The organism is Methanohalophilus sp. RSK, assembly GCF_003722075.1.
GTDB lineage: Archaea > Halobacteriota > Methanosarcinia > Methanosarcinales > Methanosarcinaceae > Methanohalophilus.
Genome location: NZ_RDSK01000012.1, coordinates 229,628 through 249,369, shown reverse-complemented (window position 1 = coordinate 249,369; position 19,742 = coordinate 229,628). Strand labels below are relative to the sequence as shown.

At 44.3% G+C, this 19,742-nt stretch carries 19 protein-coding genes and 1 rRNA gene; 10 read left to right on the top strand and 10 right to left on the bottom strand.

What is annotated here, in order from left to right:
* The first annotated feature begins 53 nt into the window (after positions 1–53).
* The 3 genes from rrf to EFE42_RS06000 all read left to right on the top strand — a co-directional run bounded on the left by rrf (position 54) and on the right by EFE42_RS06000 (position 2,134).
* Positions 54–175: ribosomal RNA gene (gene rrf, locus EFE42_RS06010) — 5S ribosomal RNA — on the top strand.
* Between the two features lie 149 nt (positions 176–324).
* A complete protein-coding gene (locus EFE42_RS06005; protein ID WP_123136384.1) occupies positions 325–555 on the top strand; it encodes a hypothetical protein in 231 nt (76 codons plus the stop codon).
* Positions 556–706: 151 nt separating this feature from the next.
* Positions 707–2,134, top strand: coding sequence for a dihydrolipoyl dehydrogenase (locus EFE42_RS06000; protein WP_199724093.1), 1,428 nt, complete (start codon positions 707–709; stop codon positions 2,132–2,134).
* A 23-nt stretch (positions 2,135–2,157) separates the two neighbouring features.
* Here EFE42_RS06000 and EFE42_RS05995 read toward each other — a convergent pair whose 3' ends face one another.
* From EFE42_RS05995 to EFE42_RS05980, 4 genes are all read right to left on the bottom strand, one after another.
* On the bottom strand, positions 2,158–2,508 hold the full coding sequence (locus tag EFE42_RS05995; protein WP_123136382.1) for a nascent polypeptide-associated complex protein: 351 nt from the start codon (positions 2,506–2,508) through the stop codon (positions 2,158–2,160).
* A gap of 53 nt (positions 2,509–2,561) precedes the next feature.
* Positions 2,562–2,885 carry an iron-sulfur cluster assembly accessory protein gene (locus EFE42_RS05990; protein ID WP_123136381.1) on the bottom strand — a complete coding sequence of 108 codons (324 nt, stop codon included), beginning with the start codon at positions 2,883–2,885 and terminating at the stop codon, positions 2,562–2,564.
* 96 nt (positions 2,886–2,981) lie between these two features.
* Positions 2,982–4,043, bottom strand: a complete 1,062-nt coding sequence (locus EFE42_RS05985) for a hypothetical protein (protein ID WP_123136380.1) — start codon at positions 4,041–4,043, stop codon at positions 2,982–2,984.
* 26 nt (positions 4,044–4,069) lie between these two features.
* On the bottom strand, positions 4,070–4,834 hold the full coding sequence (locus tag EFE42_RS05980) for an RAD55 family ATPase (RefSeq protein WP_123136379.1): 765 nt from the start codon (positions 4,832–4,834) through the stop codon (positions 4,070–4,072).
* 99 nt (positions 4,835–4,933) lie between these two features.
* Between EFE42_RS05980 and hisI the strand changes: the two genes are divergently transcribed.
* The 5 genes from hisI (at position 4,934) to EFE42_RS05955 (ending at position 10,624) form a co-directional block, all read left to right on the top strand.
* The gene (hisI, locus tag EFE42_RS05975; protein WP_123136378.1) at positions 4,934–5,296 is read left to right on the top strand and encodes a phosphoribosyl-AMP cyclohydrolase; all 363 of its coding nucleotides are present in this window, start codon (positions 4,934–4,936) and stop codon (positions 5,294–5,296) included.
* A 52-nt stretch (positions 5,297–5,348) separates the two neighbouring features.
* Positions 5,349–7,175, top strand: coding sequence for a PINc/VapC family ATPase (locus EFE42_RS05970; protein ID WP_123136377.1), 1,827 nt, complete (start codon positions 5,349–5,351; stop codon positions 7,173–7,175).
* A 172-nt stretch (positions 7,176–7,347) separates the two neighbouring features.
* Positions 7,348–8,640, top strand: a complete 1,293-nt coding sequence (locus tag EFE42_RS05965; protein WP_123136376.1) for a UDP-glucose/GDP-mannose dehydrogenase family protein — start codon at positions 7,348–7,350, stop codon at positions 8,638–8,640.
* 46 nt (positions 8,641–8,686) lie between these two features.
* Positions 8,687–9,295: an imidazole glycerol phosphate synthase subunit HisH gene (gene hisH / locus EFE42_RS05960; protein WP_123136375.1), complete on the top strand. Its 609-nt coding sequence runs from the start codon at positions 8,687–8,689 to the stop codon at positions 9,293–9,295.
* Between the two features lie 9 nt (positions 9,296–9,304).
* Entirely contained in the window at positions 9,305–10,624 is a 1,320-nt protein-coding gene (locus EFE42_RS05955; protein ID WP_123136374.1) for an AIR synthase-related protein, read from the top strand.
* Here the strand turns inward: EFE42_RS05955 and EFE42_RS05950 are convergent, their stop codons facing one another.
* Complete coding sequence (locus EFE42_RS05950; RefSeq protein WP_123136373.1) at positions 10,625–11,926, bottom strand: nodulation protein NfeD; 1,302 nt, start codon at positions 11,924–11,926, stop codon at positions 10,625–10,627. It lies immediately after the preceding gene.
* Between the two features lie 9 nt (positions 11,927–11,935).
* Positions 11,936–12,703, bottom strand: a complete 768-nt coding sequence (locus EFE42_RS05945) for a slipin family protein (RefSeq protein WP_123136372.1) — start codon at positions 12,701–12,703, stop codon at positions 11,936–11,938.
* 143 nt (positions 12,704–12,846) lie between these two features.
* Here EFE42_RS05945 and EFE42_RS05940 point away from each other — a divergent pair, with 143 nt between their 5' ends.
* Entirely contained in the window at positions 12,847–14,979 is a 2,133-nt protein-coding gene (locus EFE42_RS05940) for a DHH family phosphoesterase (protein ID WP_123136371.1), read from the top strand.
* An 8-nt stretch (positions 14,980–14,987) separates the two neighbouring features.
* Here the strand turns inward: EFE42_RS05940 and EFE42_RS05935 are convergent, their stop codons facing one another.
* From EFE42_RS05935 to EFE42_RS05925, 3 genes are read right to left on the bottom strand one after another with little or no spacing between them, the layout of a single operon-like run.
* On the bottom strand, positions 14,988–15,599 hold the full coding sequence (locus EFE42_RS05935; RefSeq protein ID WP_123136370.1) for an orotate phosphoribosyltransferase-like protein: 612 nt from the start codon (positions 15,597–15,599) through the stop codon (positions 14,988–14,990).
* Positions 15,600–15,654: 55 nt separating this feature from the next.
* Positions 15,655–16,131: an NOB1 family endonuclease gene (locus EFE42_RS05930; RefSeq protein ID WP_123136369.1), complete on the bottom strand. Its 477-nt coding sequence runs from the start codon at positions 16,129–16,131 to the stop codon at positions 15,655–15,657.
* Positions 16,132–16,175: 44 nt separating this feature from the next.
* Positions 16,176–17,543 (bottom strand): ATPase domain-containing protein, encoded by a 1,368-nt coding sequence (locus EFE42_RS05925; RefSeq protein ID WP_123136368.1) that lies wholly within the window; start codon positions 17,541–17,543, stop codon positions 16,176–16,178.
* A gap of 119 nt (positions 17,544–17,662) precedes the next feature.
* On the opposite strand from EFE42_RS05925, the gene EFE42_RS05920 reads away from it, so the two are divergent.
* A complete protein-coding gene (locus EFE42_RS05920; protein ID WP_123136367.1) occupies positions 17,663–18,445 on the top strand; it encodes an NAD+ synthase in 783 nt (260 codons plus the stop codon).
* Between the two features lie 2 nt (positions 18,446–18,447).
* On the opposite strand, the gene EFE42_RS05915 is transcribed toward EFE42_RS05920, so the two are convergent.
* The gene (locus EFE42_RS05915; RefSeq protein WP_123136366.1) at positions 18,448–19,725 is read right to left on the bottom strand and encodes a tRNA(Ile)(2)-agmatinylcytidine synthase; all 1,278 of its coding nucleotides are present in this window, start codon (positions 19,723–19,725) and stop codon (positions 18,448–18,450) included.
* Positions 19,726–19,742: the final 17 nt, after the last annotated feature.

Sequence of the window (19,742 nt, the reverse complement as noted above, 5' to 3'; positions counted from 1 at the left end):
CCATCCCGGTTCGAATCCGGGCCTTGGCTTTCATCCATCTCATATAAGTTGAGGACAGCGGCCATAGCGGCAGGGCAACTCCTGTACCCATCCCGAACACAGAAGATAAGCCTGCCAGCGTTGTATACTGTACTAAAGTGCGAGAGCCTTTGGGAACTATGCATCGCTGCTGACTCAACTTATTGACTCTTACTTTTTTCTTAATAATCGTTTTCTACAATTCAATTACTTACAACTCAATTCCTGCATCTATTAACCCTTATAGGGAAATCTATAACATATCTCTCAAATTTTATAGCGATTCTAACGTTGAGTGGATACTAGGTGGACAGTAAAGATATATTGGATATAGACCTATCTTTCTACTACGGCGGTAGTTTCGTGACAATATCATCAATTATTTTTGTTTATAATGCAGATAGTGGCCTATTGAATGAGATGAAAGATTATGTCCATAAAATAGTCTCACCTGCCAGTTATGGCTGTAACTGTGTGTTTCTTCTCGCTAAGGATATCCCTGATGTACATTTTCATATCCAGATCGCTGCTCAATAATCCATCGCGGGAAAATACTTTGGGTCTCAGGTCCAGGACTCTTGCAGTAATGCAGGTGGGATCTGTTGCTTATCTAGTAGGTTTTATTATGTAACTTCCACCATTATCTATAATTGTGATAGGATATAATGTCTGGATGGGGTATAATAATATGAAAGAATATGACTTGATTATCGTAGGTACTGGTTCGGGTATGAATTATGTGGGGTCCATTCTCCAGCAAAATCCGGAAATGAAAATTGCTGTTGTCGATAAGGATGAACCGGGGGGTATATGTCTTACACGGGGGTGCATTCCTTCAAAGATGCTTTTGTATCCGGCTGAACTTGTACGTGAAATAAAGTCAGCACAGAATTTTGGTATCTCTACAAAAATTGAAGATATTGATTTCAAATCTATAATGGACCGAATGCGAAATGCCATTCACTCAGACATTGCCCTGATACGTGAAGGGCTGGAATCTGATGATGTGCTGGATTATTATCATGGTGTTGCACAGTTTATTGCACCGTATACCCTGGAAGTCGGGGATGAAACTCTCAAAGCCCCAATGATTTTTCTCTGCACAGGCTCAAAGCCCGTCGTGCCGCCAATTGAAGGTCTGGATAGCATTGCATATCTAACAAGTGATGAAGTGCTGAATATGGAATCTCTCCCTGAAAGTCTCGTAATTGTGGGAGCGGGTTATATAGCAGCCGAATACGGACACTTCTTTTCTGCCATGGGTTGCAAGGTAACTGTTATTGGCAATGGTCCGCGGGTTCTGCAACAGGAAGAGCCAGAAATATCCATTCTTGCAAAAAGGAAGATGGAACAATATTTAGATGTCCATACTGGCTACAGGGTTGTCAGTGTAGGGGAAAATAATGGAATGAAAAAGGTTACTGCGATAAATAGTGAAGGCGATGAAATCAGCATTGAAGCTGCACAAATCCTGTTGGCTGCAGGTAGAACCTCCAATTCCGACATTCTGCATCCTGATAAAGGGGATATTGGTACCAACGAAAAAGGCTGGATAAAGGTTAATGAAAATCTTGAAACAACCTGCAAGAATGTCTGGGCTTTCGGGGATTGTAATGGACAGCAGCTTTTCAAGCATGTCGGTAACTATGAATCAACTGTTGTATTCCAGAATGCTATTCTCAGACAGGACATAATGGTGAATTATCATGCCGTACCTCATGCTGTATTTTCCTGGCCTGAGATAGCAGGTGCGGGGTTAAGTGAAGCAGAAGCAATCGAATCTTTCGGTAAAGAAAGTATTTCGATTGGTTTTGAAGAATTCGAAAATACAGGCAAAGGCCTTGCAATGGATTTGCATGATTATTTCGTGAAAGTAATTATTGAGGACAATTCTCAACAAATCCTTGGAGTTCACATTATAGGCCCTCAGGCATCGGTACTTATACATCAGGTAATTCCCTTGATGTATGTGGACGGTCCCCAGACTCATCCGCTTGTACATTCAATGGATATACATCCTTCCCTGAGTGAAGTTGTAAAAAGAGCTTTTTATTCTCAATACACCATAGGGGAGTATCATACGATCCTTAAGGAAAAAGAGTTTGAAAAATCTTAAAATCGGAAGACTGCCCTCCTTTTTCAGGAGGACAGTTGCATAATCGCTTCGGCCAAGTCGCCGTTGGCATTTTTGAGGGCTTCTTTTGCTTTATCTTCAGACACACCTGTCTGTTCGGTGACAAGCCTGACATCATCCTCGGGGATTTCAACTTCCCTTGCTACTTCCTTAGGAGTGCCAACGATCTGGTATGTGTCGACCCCCTGTGCATTCATTATGCTTACGTTTGCATCATTGAATACAATATCTTTATCAGGGGTACGAATGATTACTTGCTCCACATCGGAAATCTCATCGACGCTGATTCCCATCTGTTTCATCATCTGTTTCATCTTTTTTGGGTTCATACCCTTGCCGCCCATTCCTGGAATCATATATCATGTCTCCTTTTAAGGATGATGTCCTATTACTTGCAGTTATATATAATTTAGTGGCAACTGCCGCCGCATGAACCGCACCCACTCATTTCACTGGGATTGTCGATGACAAATCCATTGCCTTGAGGGGTTTCTATGAAGTCTACCGTGGCTTCGGAAAGTTCTTCATTGATGTCATTTGCCATCACGATCTTGATTTCCTTGTCGGTGACCGTAACATCATCTTCTTTGGTTTCATTGTCAAGTGCCATGCCATACTGTACACCACTGCAACCCATTCCCGCGACAAAAATCCTCAATGCGTGGTCATTTTTGTCTTCTGATTCCATCAGGGTTCTAAGTTCTGTTGCTGCCTTTTCTGTTATCTCTATCATGTATTCTCTCCTTGAACGTTTGCTATGGTTCCCATTAGCATTGGGTTATATATATAAATTTTTCCTATAAATATTGTTCGCTCCAATAAGAACGATTCACATAATTTCCACATCATTATCGACCGGATTCAACAAGACTTCCCCGTTAGTAGCGTTTATTTCCACCGAATTTCTTTTACCCTTAGCTTCCCATACGGGCAAATAAACCATCTCAATTTCCATTTCAATCTCCTTTTTGGAAGGAGAAATCCGTTTGTGTTCGGAAATTATAGCTTCGCCTATAGTGTTATCGAATTTGACATCTCTGGTGTATTGGTCAATTATTCTTTCATAGATAGCTTTGGTGGCCTCTTCTTTTGTTACGATTGGGGCCTTGACTTCATAGTCACTGACTTCTACCTCTATCTGATTACTTATTCCAGGCAGATCAAATTCCTCAAAAATTTCATTCATTGAGTTAAAGTATCCCTCTCCATCACCTTCTATGTCTATTATCTTGGATCGGAATTGCCTCTGTGCCTGAATTTCGTAAGTATATTTCCACAAAGGTACAAACTTGAGTGCCGCATTTGTGACATCCCTTTGATGTGGCTTTGCAATTGATATCGCACGCTCACCGGTAATATTTACAGGGGCACTGCGCAGGTCGATAACCTTGTTTTCAACTGAAGGCATTGTCTCAACATCAGATTTCACCTCAGATTTGCTTTCAATTGCTCTATTTTCCCCTTCCCTTTTGGTGCCAGCAAACACATTTTGTTTCTTTTTCTTGTCATCAGCGATGATATATTCTTCTGTGGCTTTTTCTACAGGGGCACTTTGTTCTCCCAGTTCAATACTTTCCCCCTCGATGTCTGCCAGCACAGCGTTGCCGATCTGGTATGCAAGTTCTTCCCTGTCCCACACAATAACCCCCTTTTGCTTTGCAAATTCAATTTGTTCCTCAGAGGCATTTCCTGTTGCTACTATAAGGCCGGCCCCATCGCGGATGTTGTATGCAAAATCTTCAATATATGATGTATTCAGGAGATTGCTGAATTTTATGTACATTTTTTTTTCATCTTTTTCTGCGATTAAGTCAGCGATACTGGAGTCCACTATCCTGTATCCAGATGATGTGAAAATGTCCTTCAATATTTGTGTAACGTTTTGTTTCATTTTTCCACCAATTTGAATTATCAATTTTAAAGTACTCTCGTAGTAGTTTCAAGTTCAATTCCCTTCTCGGTTACATTGTAGGGAATCGTCCGGTTTAAGGGGATCATACCTCTCATCTTGCGAATCAATATGGACCTTTCGATCTCGCTTCCCCTTTCCCGCATTCTGAATTCAATGACACCGTCACAGACATTTTTCAAATTATTTTCAACTATATTGTCATGCATGCCAGCGGTCATTGTTATTAGATGGACGGCACCTGTAGCTTTTCCTACAGATGATATTATCTCGATTGTATCTACTACATTATTAAGCTCATAAGCTCGCAGGAAATAAGATATGGAATCTATAATTCCCCTGTATTTTTCTTTTCTCTCTTGTGTAGCAGTTGCTTTGAGAAGATTCATAGGATCGGTATTTTGTTTTATGAAATCTTTCGCAGAAAGGGATTCTGAATATGATTTTGGGAGAACATTATAAAAGCGAAGGCTGTAGGCGTCTATGAAATTCATAGTTCCGCTTTCAATGTAATCTTCTATGTTCCATCCAAAATTTTTCATTTCAGAGGTTATTTCGGAAACCGGTTGTTCTGATGTCAGGTAATAAACGTTTTCCTCATCAGTTAGCCCCCCATAAGCAAACTGCTGGGCAAATATTTCAGAGCTGGCTCCGGGTTCTGCAAGTAAAAGAATCGTACTTCCCCGGGGCACTCCTCCACCCAGCTGCACATCAAGTCCCAGTATTCCTGTGCGTACTTTTTGTGCCATGTTTTCATCGAAAGCGTAATCCATGTAATCACCGCAATATCAATTATAGATTTAAATCTCCAATCTTTTTATATATTCATTCCTCTTAGTTTTTATAGTTATAGTTTTATTTACGGTGATTCGATGATAGCTATAGATGACCTGAAATTCAAAGATAACCTTATTCCTGCAATTGTGCAGGACTATCAGACCGGGGAAGTATTGATGTTTGCATACATGAATCGTGAATCTCTTGAAGAAACCCTTGATAGCGGTATTGCACACTACTGGAGCCGCAGTCGTGGGAAGTTGTGGAAAAAAGGGGAGAGTTCGGGCCACATTCAATATGTAAAAGACATCCTTGTGGATTGTGATATGGATACCCTGCTTCTTAAAGTAAGACAGGATGGGGGCGCATGCCATGTGGGTTACAGGTCATGCTTTTACAGGAATATTACTGGGGATATAGTGGGTGAAAAGATCTTCGATCCCGACGATGTCTACTGATCCGTACTCATGATGCAATTAAATTAAATATCTTCGTATCATAGCAATAATTATGGATAATCCTAAAGCTCTGAAGATCGTACCCGATACAAGCGTAGTTATAGATGGCCGCATTTCCCAAAAGGTAAAGGAGGGAGAGTACAGGGGAGCAAAGATTTTGATCCCCGAAGCTGTGGTGGCCGAATTGGAAGCCCAGGCAAACAGGGGGCTTGAGATCGGGCAAAAAGGGTTGGAAGAGCTTAACCAGCTTAACCAGTTTGAACAGGAAGGTCTTATAGAGCTTGATTTTGTGGGAGAGCGCCCCAACCTTGAGCAGGTGCAACTTGCAAAGGGAGGGGAAATAGATGCCCTTATACGATCAACTGCAGAGGAATTTGATGCACTTTTTGTTACGGGAGACAGGCTCCAGGCGGATTTTGGTCGTGCCAGGGGACTGGAGGTGGAGTATATTCATCCGCCATCGCCTGATTTTATTCCTCTGCACATAGAGAATTTCTTCACTGATGACACGATGTCGGTACACCTGAAAAACAAAGTATCCCCGATGGCCAAAAGAGGCAGTATAGGGGATGTGAGATTTGAAAAAATCCGTGATGAACCCTGCAGCTATGGTGAACTGCATCAAATGTCCAGAGAACTTCTGGAGAGAGCCCGGGCTGACAATGAATCTTTCACTGGAATGTCTACTGGAGGAGCTTCCGTTCTGCAGATTCGTAATATGAGGATTGCTATTTCCCAGACACCTTTCTCGGATGATATTGAAATTACAGCTGTGCGTCCGGTGGCCTCTGTGAAATTCGATGAATACAGGCTCAGTGAGCAGCTTAAGGAACGTGTGGATATGCAGAGAGGCGTCCTGATCTCAGGACCTCCCGGTGCGGGGAAATCAACTTTTGCAGCCGGGCTTGCTATATATTTGCATGAAAGTGGATATGTTGTAAAGACTATGGAATCCCCCCGGGATCTTCAGGTCCCCCGTGAGATCACCCAGTATGCTCCGCTGGACGATGATATGGCCAATACGGCAGATGTCCTCTTGCTTGTGAGGCCAGATTATACGATTTATGATGAGGTAAGAAAAAGTCGGGATTTCGGTATTTTTGCTGACATGAGGCTTGCTGGTGTGGGTATGGTCGGTGTAGTACATGCCAACAGGGCGGTAGATGCCGTGCAGCGTCTGATAGGAAGGGTTGAGCTGGGTGTGATTCCGCAGGTAGTGGATACAGTTGTATTTATTGAAAAAGGTGAAGTTGCAAAGGTCCAGATACTGGATTTCACTGTAAAGGTTCCTTCTGGTATGACCGAAGCTGATCTTGCAAGACCGGTAATCACAGTGTCAGATTTTGAAACAGGCAAAGTCGAGTATGAGATTTACACCTATGGTGAGCAGGTAGTTGTGATGCCTGTTGCCCTGGAATTCAAGAAACCCGCCTGGAACCTGGCTGAAGGTGAAATACGTGAGGTTGTGGAAAATTATGCCAGTGGTCCGGTAGAAGTGGAAATGGTAAATGATAGTAAGGCTGTTGTAAAGGTCTTTGAACATGATGTCCCAAAGGTAATAGGAAAGGGAGGTTCTGTAATTGACCGCATTGAAAAAATGCTGGGGGTACATATCGATGTACGCCAGTTTGACGGTCAGTCCAAAAAAGAATCCCCTATGGAAGTCAGGCCCGTTGTCGAACATACGAAGAAACACGTTGTCCTTTCAGCTCCGGAGCTGGCCAAGACTGATGTGGAGGTTTTTGTCGGTGAGCAATATCTTTTCACTGCAACCGTAAGCAGGCACGGGGATATCAAGGTGCGTAAAGGTTCGCCGATTGCCGATGAGATTGTTGATGGGATTGATGAGGGTTACCCTGTATTAATAAAAATACTGTAAATTCAATTGTTATATTTCTGAATATACGGTGTTTAACCCTTCGGGGTAACATATCCCTTTTTGATATGACCAAATCCCTTTATTCTGATATTTCCTTCGTGTCTTTATTACCCGGTAAACCATCATCCTAATATATAATTATCAACAATTTACACAGCCGGGAGTTATTGTTATGAAAGTCTCTATTATAGGTTCAGGTTATGTGGGTTCGGTTACAGCAGCCTGTTTTGCCGAACTGGGTCACGAAGTCATCTGTATAGACATTGATGAAGAAAAGGTAAGGCAACTCAATGATGGTTATCCTCCTGTCTGGGAAGAGGGGCTGGAAGACCTTATGAAAAGGCATGTGGGCAAACGCCTGATCGCCACTTCTGATTATGATTATGCTGTACAGAACTCGGATATATCTTTTATTTGTGTGGGCACACCTTCCTCTGATAACGGTGAGATTGACCTTTCGATAGTCGCCGCTGCAAGTAAGAGTCTTGGGGAATCAATTGCTTCCAAAAATGCTTATCATACCGTAGTGGTGAAAAGTACGGTTGTACCCGGTACAACAGAAGGGGTAGTTCGTTCCATCCTGGAAGACTATTCCGGACGTAAGGCGGGGGACACACTTGGGCTTGCCATGAATCCTGAATTCCTGCGTGAAGGCCGTGCTGTTCATGATTTCCTGCATCCCGATAAAATAGTGGTAGGTTCCCTTGACAGACGTTCCGATTCCATCGTATCCGGCCTCTACAGGGATGTTGATTGTGAGGTCACCCATGTAAATATACGTACAGCAGAGATGATCAAGTACGTGAATAATGCTTTTCTGGCCACCAAGATATCTTTTGCCAATGAGGTGGGCAACATCTGTAAACGCCTGGGCATTGATACCTATCAGGTGATGGATGCTGTAGGCAGGGATTTCCGTATTAACCCGGCTTTCCTGAATAGTGGGGCAGGATTTGGTGGCTCATGTTTCCCCAAGGATGTCCGTGCCCTGATTGGAAGTGCAAAGGATCTGGATTATTATCCTTCCCTGCTGGAATCAGTAATCGAAGTAAATGAACTGCAACCTCTCCAGATGGTTGAGATTCTCGAGGATAAACTACCGGAGATCAAAAATAAAAGGATTGCCGTGCTGGGTCTGGCTTTCAAGAACGACACCGATGATATACGTCAGTCCCGATCAATCCCCGTTATCAGGAAATTGCTGGAAAAAGGAGCGGATATCCATGCCTATGATCCCCTTGCCTCTGATAACATGAAAAAAGTCTTCCCCGAAATCACCTATACATCCAGTGCACAGCAAGCTCTCGAGGGTGCACAGGCCTGCCTGCTGATGACTGAATGGGACGAGTTCAGAAAACTTAACACTGAATTTGATTCGATGGATAGGAAACTCCTGATTGATGGGCGCTATCTTCTAGATCCTGAAAAACTGGAAGATGTGGAGTATGAGGGGTTATGCTGGTGAGCATTGTTCGATACATTGATGTATCAAAACCCTTTTTTTATCTGACATGAAACAAATAACCATCATTGATTATGGCCTTGGCAACCTCAGGAGTGTCCAGAAAGGGCTGGAACATGCCAAAGCTTCTGTAAATATCTCTATAGACCCGGAAGATATCGAGAACAGTGATGGGGTCGTGCTTCCCGGTGTAGGGGCGTTCAGTGATGCCATGCGCAACATCGAGCCTTTCCTGGATATACTTTATGATTATGTCGAATCAGGCAAACCCCTGCTTGGCATTTGTCTGGGTCACCAGATGCTTATGACAAATTCCGAAGAAGGAGGCATGCGTGATGGGCTGGGGTTCATTCCTGGTAACGTTGTTCGTTTTCCTCATAGTAAACTTAAAGTTCCACATATGGGGTGGAACTCTCTTCATATAACACAGCAACATCCTATCTATGAGGGCATCGAGAACGATTCCTATGTCTATTTTGTGCATTCCTATTATGTGAGTACTGATGATGGTCATACTCTTGCCTCATGTGAATATGGTGTGGAATTTGCGGCATCTGTTGTTAACGAGAGGGGTAATGTATTAGGAACCCAGTTCCATCCGGAGAAAAGCGGTGAAGTTGGGTTGAGGATGTTGAGTAATTTTGTAAAAATGTGCTGAGGATTAATCATGGATATTGAAGGCTATGCTAGGCATGCCCTGCTTCGTGGAGAAGACGGGATTGCCGAAAAACTTGCAGAACGTATAATGGAAATAAAGGACACCGACAGACAACATGCTATTGCACTGGCAAAAGCAGCTGTTGAAGAAGCCAGGGCAACTATAGATGTAAAGGGCGATATACTATCTCCTATAACTTCAGGCGTAACAATGGGTCAGTTCGGAGTGGGTTCCAGGGGCACAGGCGATTTCTATGCCCATGAAAAAATTGCCGAGGTAATAGGCAGTACCAAAGCTGCAGTAGACAGCACCCAGCTGGATGATTCCGGAGCTGTGCAGATGGAAGGAGGGGATTATCTCATAGTCACAATCGATGGCATCCACTCCAGATTGAGTGATTTTCCTTTCCTTGCAGGTTTCCATGTGGCCAGGGCCTCTTTAAGGGATGTTTATGTAATGGGTTCCAGGCCTCTTGCCCTGCTTTCGGATATCCATGTGGCCGATGACGGGGATGTGGCAAAGATCTTCGACCATGTTGCAGGTATCACGGCGGTATCGGAACTTACAGACATCCCTCTTGTGACCGGGAGTACCCTGCGTATTGGAGGGGATATGGTAATCGGAGATCGAATGACCGGTGGTGTCGGTGCGGTGGGTGTTGCTTCCGCTATGACTGCAAGGGAGAGGGCCGAAATCGGGGATGTGATTCTCATGACAGAAGGTGCCGGCGGCGGAACTATTTCCACAACCGCTCTCTATTACGGGATGCATGATGTGGTGGATGAGACCATCAATATCAAGTTCCTCCAGGCATGTGAGGCACTCCTTGAAAAAGACCTGGATAAAAAAGTACATGCCATGACTGATGTTACCAACGGAGGGGTACGCGGCGATGCCAAGGAAATTTCAAGGACTGCAGAAGTCAAGCTCGTCTTTGAAGAGGAAAATATGCGTGGGCTCGTAAATCCCCGGGTCTTAGGTATGCTTGAAAGTCTCAATATAGATTATCTGGGTGTATCCCTGGACTCCCTCCTCTTAATAGTCCCTCCTGAACATGAGCAGGAAATTCTTGAAACCGTTCAAAATGCCGGTGTCGATATTGCAATAGTTGGTTATGTGGAAAAAGGACAAGGCGCCGAGCTTGTGATTGACGGCCAGCGCCGGGACTTTACGCCACGCTTCCGTGAATCTGCCTACACTCCAATTAAGAAGATGGTCGGAGATACAACTCCCGATGATTTCGAGGCAATGAGCAAAGCAGTTGACAGGGCGGCTGAAGAAGCGATATCTAAAAAGAGACGTATCGTGGAGATGTTGGGGAAGGAGTGATTACTTCCCCTTAAACTTACGTACAATGAGTACGGGTCCGTCTTTTTCCAGTATTTCCACTTTTTCTTCCGGGTCGATGGTGTCTTCAGAGCGGGCTTTCCAGTATTCTCCGCTATATCGTACATAACCCGGGCTCCCTTCGGATATAGGATCTATCGCTTCGGCAATTTCACCGTTCATTTCTTCACCAATAATTGGCTTGCGTCCTTTTGCCTGTACCACTTTGTATATTGCAAAGGCAAAGAATAGTCCGATTATTATCGTGGGTATAACAATATAGAACATCATACTCCTCTGTACGTCTGCTGGCGTATACCAGCGCGGGAAATCCATAGGTGCCAGGAATATACTGCCTGCTATCAGGCACACGATTCCTGCAATACCGAATATGCCAAATCCCGGCGCCTGCAATTCGAGAATCAGCAGGACCACCCCCACACCAATCAAAAACAGTGCTGCCACATTGACATCAAAACCCATGCCAATCAGGCCCAGGGCTATAAGAATAGCACCGAAAATTTCCGCACCTGCTCCCGGGCTGGAAATTCCCAGGACAATGGCATAAATGCCTATCATCAGCAGCAGGGAAGAAATAATGGGATTGGAAATTATGTTCATGAGGTACAGGTTCGGGCCTGGCTCATAATTGACAATATCCGCTCCCGAGGTGTTGAGTTGCCTGTTCTTGATAGTTTCTCCGTCCACCTGTTCAAGCAGATCGGGGATATCTTCTGCTATATACTCGACAACATTGCTGTTTTTTGCTTCCTCAGCGTTTAGATTGAGATTTTCAGTGATAAATAACTCCGCAGCGGTCACATTCCTGTCATGCTTGCTTGCTTTTTCCTTAGAAAGGGCAACAATAGCATTTATTATCTTAGAATCGTTGATGGGCTCTGAGCCACCGGCAGGGGATGCCTGTACAGGCTGGGCCGAACCAATCACAGTGAAGGGTGTCATGGCAGCTATATCGGTGCTGATAAGGATCAGTGTGCCGGCAGACCATGCTTTTGTTCCCTCTGGATATACGTAGCCGATTACAGGCACAGGTGAGGCATCAATACTCTCTATTATGTTGAGGGTTTCCTGCAGACCTCCACCCGGGGTATTCAGGGTAATTACCAGTGCTTCATACCCTTCGGTTTCTGCAATTGCCAGTGCATTGTTAACCATATCATCGGATACCGGTGTGATGGAATCTGACATTTCCAGTACCAGTACTTTTTCACAACTGGCATTTGATGCGACTGATATCAATAATAGAAATGCAAAAAGAAATAGGAAAAGGCCCTTTACCCTCATGGGTCCACCTTATTTTTTCTTTGAAGTAAATGCTTCGGTAAGTGCCGCTATATTTCCGCTATCAGAGGTGCTGGTGACTACAACCATGTTACCTTCCCGGGCAACTTCGGCTATGGTCTGCAACTCCCTCAGTTTTATTGTAGTTGGGACTTCCTGATAGAGCCTGGCAGCATCAAGCATTTTCTGGGCAGCCTTGTACTCCCCATCTGAAAGGATGATACGGGACCGCTTTTCACGCTCGGCTTCAGCCTGTTTGGCAATAGCCCTGAGCATTTTTTCATCAATACTCACATCCCTCAGGGTAACCGAGGTGACCTTGATTCCCCATGGGTCAGTGGAAGCGTCCAGCACCTCCTGTATGTCCTTATTAACCTTCTCTCTTCCGGAAAGTACTTCATCAAGTTCTATCTGGCCGATCACATCACGCAGGGTTGTTTGTGCCAGCATTGCGGTTGCATACTTGTAATCCTCAACTTCGGTAACTGCTGATTCAGGTTTGAGGACTTTGTAGTAGATGACTGCATCCACCGCCACTGTCACGTTATCATAGGTGATAACTGCCTGTTTCGGGACATCTATTGTTACGATACGCAGGTCTACCTTGACCGCAGTATCGACAATAGGAATTATGAAAAATACGCCCGGGCCCTTCACTCCGCTAAATCTGCCCAGCCTGAAGATGACCACTCGCTCATACTCCTTTACCACTTTGATGGATTGGGACAGGATTATTACTAATACGATTAATGCAGGAATTATATATTCTTCTAATGCCATGCTAAACTCTCCCTTTATGACAATTTGTATACAATACTTCTAAAAGTTATTGGTGAAATGAATGGGGCAAGTGGATATATAACGACTGTAATTCTTTGCAGCAACCTACATAAACAAGCAGGTCAATCAGCAACACAGATACAATGAAAGAAAAATGCAGTGAATGTGGCGCAACCGGTGTCCGTGAATCCTCGATACAGAAATGTTCTGAATGTAAGGGCTCGGGGAAACCCAAATCAATGAATCTTCTGGAACTTTCAGAAAAAGACGTAAACAGCTTCCTTAAAGGAAGTTCCGTATGTGAAAAATGCGGGGGCAGTGGGGAAGTTGAAATAAAAGACCCATGTCCTTCCTGTGGAGGAGAAGGATATCTTTATAGCTGTGACCTATGCGGCAAATCCATCGACCACCTGATAGACGGACGTGAGATATGCAAATCATGTAATGAGGTAAAGGTGGTCCATCTGCTGGACGACTCCTGTGACATGAACGAGCTTTCTGTAGGTAAATATTACCACGCCGTGGTAAACAACCTGGCGTCATTCGGGGCCTTTGTGAACCTGAATTCTAATCTGCGCGGGTTGATCCATTCAAGCAACATAAAGGCCAAACTTGAACCCGGGGAACGGCTGATCGTAGAGATAAATGAAATCCGTTCCGACGGGAAAATGGACCTGCTACCACGAAGTGTCGGTGAACATAAGGTCGTAGAAGTTGAAAAGGAAATGCCGGTGCGTATCTCGTCTGAATTGAAGGATTATGTGGGTAAGCTTGTGCGTATTGAAGGAGAGGTGCTCCAGGTCAAACAAACCGGGGGTCCCACCATTTTTGTAATTTCCGATGAAGGCGGGGTAATTCCCTGTGCAGCCTTTGAAAGTGCAGGGGAGCGGGCATACCCGGACATTGATTCGGATATGGTGGTCTCTCTTACAGGGGAGGTCAACCTCAGGGGGGAAGATCTGCAGCTTGAAGTCAAAAGCATGAAGCAGCTCAAAGATGAAAGAGAGCAGACCGTCAGGGAACGTATAGATCGTATACTTGACCAGAGGGCGGAACCTTCTGATATAGAATTCCTTGTCAAAAGCAAGTTTCTGGAAGACCTGCGTCCTGCAATGAAAGATGTTGCCCGAATTATCAAAAAAGCAATCCTCAGGTCCCGTCCGATTTTGTTGCGCCACCATGCGGATGCTGATGGCATGACTGCAGGAGTGGCCATTGAAAAGGCAATTCTGCCCCTTATACGTGAAGTCAACGGCCAGGATGGAGAATACTATTTCTACAAACGCGCTCCTTCAAAGGCTCCCTTCTACGAGATCATGGATGTGACAAAGGATATTTCCTTTGCTCTTGAAGATGCGGAAAGGCATGACCAGAAACTGCCGCTTGTTGTGATGGTGGATAACGGTTCCACGGAGGAAGACGTACCCGCGATGAGACAGGCATTGATATATGGTATTGATATGGTGGTTGTGGATCATCATCATCCGGATAAGATAGTTGATGATTTCCTGCTGGCTCATGTAAACCCTGCTCATGTGGGTGGGGATTTCGGCCAGACTGCAGGTATGCTTTCCACTGAGGTTGCACGGATGATCAATCCTGAAGTCACTGAACAGATAAAACATCTCCCTGCAATCGCTGCTGTGGGGGATCGTTCAGAGGCCGATGAGGCCTATCAGTATATTGGTCTCGTATCTTCCAGGTATTCCCTGGAAAATTTGCAGGACATTGCCCTGGCCCTTGATTTTGAAGCCTACTGGTTGAAATTCAACAGTGGAAGGGGAATTGTAAACGATCTTCTCAATTTTGGTGACTCCGCCAGGCATAAACAACTTGTAGACCTGCTGTGTGAACAGGCAAGAGCTATGATGGATGAGCAACTTGAGGCATGTATGCCCAATGTCAAATCACAGCAACTGCCCAACGGTGCTATCATGAATGTGCTTGATGTGGAGAACTATGCTCACAAATTCACATTCCCGGCTCCTGGCAAGACCTCCGGGGAAGTTCATGACAGGATTTGCAGGAAAAATGAAGGTAAACCCATCGTTACGATTGGCTATGGGCCCGACTTTGCAGTCATACGGTCCCGCGGGGTTAAGATGAATATCCCTGAAATTGTCAGAAACCTCCATGAGGAAATTGTCGGTGGAGGGGTGAATGGTGGAGGGCACCTTGTAGTTGGAAGTATCAAATTTGTGGAAGGAATGCGTAAAACAGTCCTATCCAAACTCGTGGAAAAAATAGGCCAGTATGAAGTGGATACGGAAATCTAATATCTCCTTTAATCCACCCTTGCCAGTTTGATAAGTGAGTTCACAGGGACTCCGCTGATTGTTTCCGAATTTTTCTTGTCAATTATGACTGCAATTGCCACCGGGTTGGATCCGCCTTTCTTTATTTGTTCAATCACATCGGTAATCGTTGAGCCAGATGAGACTACATCGTCTACAATAATGCAGTTCTTTCCTTCGACATGCCCGAAATTTCTGCTGAAAATTCCTGTGTTCTGATCCCTCTCTTTCTGGCTGTCATAACCGTGGAATATGGAAAATTCTACACCCAGTTCCTCGGCAATCATGGTGGCCATGGGTACTCCGCTTAATCCGATTCCCACTACCATGTCTACCATCTGGTCATTTTCGTCAAGGGATTCGAGCACCATGTCACACAGGGCCTGTGAAATATAACGCAGGCGGAAGGAGCTTTTTCCTATGGCACTCCAGTTGACAGAAATGTCCTTTGGCGCAGGGGCTTCAGCACCTCTTTTACCCCGCATGAGAAGCCATGTGACAGTATCCCTGGAAACATTAAGTTCATTTGCGATCTGGCCGGTAACAAGACCATTGGCTTGCAGTTCGACTGCTTTTTGTATAAGTTCTTCTATATTCTTCATTTTATCCCCACGTGCTTTTTTATGCTATTTGTTTTCCTATACATCCTTTATAATATTATATCTTTCTTTTACGTGTTTTCTTGAGGGGGGATCCACAGATGGGACATTCTTCGCCCCTGTCAAATCTTTTCATACAGCCGGTGCATTTTTTCCCCCAGATTATTTTGTCCTTTATTCTGGATTGGGATATGGGTTCTACTTTTATACCAATCATGCTTGCCACATTCTGGACAGCATAATCATCCGTCATGAGGACGCCATTTTTCCCATATTCCAGGGCTTTTGCCAGCACATCGATGTCAGTCCCGGAAAGTTCTTCAAGATCGCCGGTACCTTCTGCCTTGTCCACGATTTTTTTCCTAAAGGCAGGATCTGGTTGTTCAACCTTTGCCCCGGTTTCAAGGGCGATCAACATTTCCATGCTTGTATATTTTGCCTTCGTTTCATCGATTACTGCGGGTACTGTAACAAGCTGGCGGTCCCTGCCCTTACGATTGATGAAAACGCCGGTGTCTGCTATGTAAATTTTCATGAGGCTAGATATGTTTAAGAATTATTAAAATTAAGCCCGCCTCTTCAGGATATTATATCGGTAAGGGGCAATATTCCTTTAATTTCCAGCCCATCTTCGCCAATATTAATCTCATGAATTTCTTTCTTATGTTTAGAATTGAAGTTCTTGAGGACGATGAGGCCTTTTTTCAAATGTAATTTGTCCGCTACGTAACAGGTTGCTATGGTGCTGTCAGCATGCAAATTCTTGCCTGCTTCACCAATTATCGGAAGTCCGGATGATATGGTTCCTGTCATCAGGAGTGTGATATTTGCATTTTTGTATTTTGCCACAAGATGCTGGATAAAGTTGGCTCCTTTCATAGTTTTCATATGTTTTTCCACATCATCAACAAAAATCCTTTTCGCATTGACCTCCTCTACTGTCTGCTGAATTTCGTGGAAATGCCTCGCAAAATCATTTGTGGAGAGTTGTAATATTTCGATATTTCCTGTATGAATATGTTTTTCAAGTTCCATTCCTGCGGACTCAGCACGATTCAGGATATCATTTTTTGTTTCATCAAATGAAACGATGATGCCATCTTCATCCTGCTCAGCTCCCTTAATTACGTATCGGATACCCATCAGGGTTTTACCTGTGCCGGTGGGCCCCCCGATATAATTTGCAGAACCTTCTCTCATACCCCCGCAGAGCATATAATCCAGCCCGCATAGGCCGGTTTCAAGAAGTTTACTTTCCTCACGGCTGGCAGTCATGTCCTGCCAGGGAAGTACTGTTGTTCCCTCATTGTTTATAGATAAACTGTGTTTGCCCGGGATGTATTCCTGTCCCCGTAGTTTTAGCACTTCAAGGTAGCGATTTCTCTGCTGTCTTTCTTCCTTATTTGTAAGATGTATTATTCCGTCTGTTACATATCCCAGGGTACTTTCTTCAATTTCCTTTTCTGACATTTCTCCGGTAACAAGTACCATTGAATTCCATTTCTTCATCCTTTTGAAAAATTCATAGTAGAATCTTCTTCTGGTGTTCTTATCGAAACTGCATCCTATGATTGTAATTGGGTCAATAACGATGATTTCAGGTTTGATTTTTTCAATGGAATCCTCGAGATTCCACATGAAGGAATATATTCCCCGATCAAGGGTTTTGATATCAATGGATATCTGGTGTATGTTTCCTCTGGATATCCGGGATACGTCATAATGGCTCAGCCTTGAAACAAAGTTGTTCACGACTGTGGCAGGTTCGTTAACCGAGGTAACATACAGGCAAACTTTCCCTTCTCTTGCGCTTTCACATAATGTCTGTAATGCAAATGTGGTCTTCCCGCTGCCTGCAACACCGGCTATAAGGATGGCAGAAGGACAATTCCAGCCCCCTTTTAGTATGCTGTCGAGGCCCGGGATGTGGGTGGTGACTTGTTGCATTAGATGCTCCTTTATATATTCATTCAAAATATATCTTTTATTTTATTTAAACCTCATTCCTCGCCGAGTAAATGTATTAATACAATCCGTCCAAATAATGCCACCTCAGGTGAATATAAATGGACATTCTGCAAGCAAAGGAAAGAATAGTAGATTTCATTCGCAAGAAATGTGAGGATGCCGGTGTAAGCGGTTCTGTTGTAGGTATCAGCGGTGGGGTGGATTCTGCACTTGTGGCGCATCTGGCAGTGGAAGCACTTGGTGCTGAGAATGTATTGGGCTTGCATCTGCCTGAACTGAATGTCACACCACCGGAAGATGTACTGGATGCAACCGAGGTGGCCCATGGGCTTGGGATTGAATTCAGGACCATTGACATCGGGGGAATAATTCAAACATATCTTGCAAATATGCCAGGATCGGATCCCGCTAACAAATACGTCAACGGCAATTTGAAAGCCAGGATCAGGATGTCCATTCTTTACTATTATGCCAATCTTGGCAGCATGCTTGTGGCAGGTACCGGCAACAAGACCGAAATCTTGCTAGGTTACTATACCAAGTACGGCGACGGCGGGGTGGACCTAGAACCAATCGGGGACCTCTATAAAACTGAAGTGTTCCAAATGGCAAAAATGGCAGGTGTTCCCGGCGGAATCGTTGACAAATTCCCGTCAGCTGCTCTCTGGGAAGGCCAGACAGATGAAAAGGAATTGGGGCATTCCTATGCTACAATCGACAGCATCCTGATAAAAATGCTTGCAGGAGGGGAGGCCGGTGCAGTGGCTTTAGAATGTGGTGTCTCAGAATCCGAGCTGGACCAACTTCTCCAGCGTGTCGATTCCAATATGCACAAACGAATGCTACCTCCCATAGCTGACCTTGCAGAAATAAGGATCTGAAATTATCTTGAAGGGTGAATATTCTTTCCTTCTTTCCGGATAAGAGGCATTGAAAGATGCCTGCGGGCACAGGGGGGGACCTCATATATTCCGGTTTTTATTCCCCTTTCAACTTTAGATCTTGTGGCTATATCTGCCCGTGTTTTGCAACGTCTGCATCTATATCCCTGCCCCTTCCCGGCAGATTTCATACTCTTTTTACATTCAGGGCACATGGGGTTGACCTTTCTGTATTTTTCCGCAAGTTCTATCACATCTATTTTTTCAATATTCAGTGTTCTATTTTTGACACTTCCATGTAGTGTTATATAATCCCCCGGGATAAGCTTGCGAATAAGTTCACGGAAGTTTTTTGTGGGTTCAAAAGCGGCACATTCCATTTCTTCTCCTTTTTTGTCCCTGAAAAGGAATAGGGTATGCCCACCTTCAATTGTATGGGGAACTGAAGCCACAAATCCCTGGATAATGTATGATTCCATGTCTTGCAGCTTACTGGTACTTTCTGCTGGAATCAGATGCATATCGGTTCCCTGATTTGTCTTATAGATTGCATATCTTTCGGTAACTTCTCCCTCTATCATGGAGGCAGCATGGGAGACGTATTCGGGCGTTTTTCCCCGAATGCCATAAAGGACAGGGTCTGGTGAGTGAGGTATGCAGACCACCAGATTGTTTGCAATATCGCGGTTGTCCCATGTATGGGGATAGGTGGCATCATCTGCCCGGATAACACTATTTTCATTTACAAATCGCTGTGTGCCCCATGCTTCTCTCTGCCTGTAGGAGAGGTATTCATAAGTGTGGTCCCATTCTTCTTCCAGCATGGCACCACAGGCGGCCAGTGCTCCTATCAGACCACGGCTGTTTTTGTATCCTCTGGCATCAAGTTCGTATCTTTCAATGATATCTTTTGCTTCCGGGATGGTAATTACGTGTTGCACAGCACATTTGAAAAAGGCGGTCAGGACAGTTTTAACTTCATCATTATTATTTTCTAGAAAGACCACACCAGGATTTGTATTTTCATCCTCCATCTGTGCCAGTTCTTCTATTCTCTGTATTACATGTTTTTTGACTTTTTCAGGTTCAGATGTTTCTATTTTGATCGCAACTGCAGCATTTCCCCTTGTTTTGAAGGGTATGGTGGGGTTCAACCTTATAAGTAGAGGCAGGCCGGCGGGCTTGCCATACGCTTTAAGTTCATCCATCAATAAAGCACCAAGATATGTGGTGCACATCCCAAGACTGCGGGAATCGGTATCATCAAAGCTTATAATCATGTTTTTTCGAATCATGC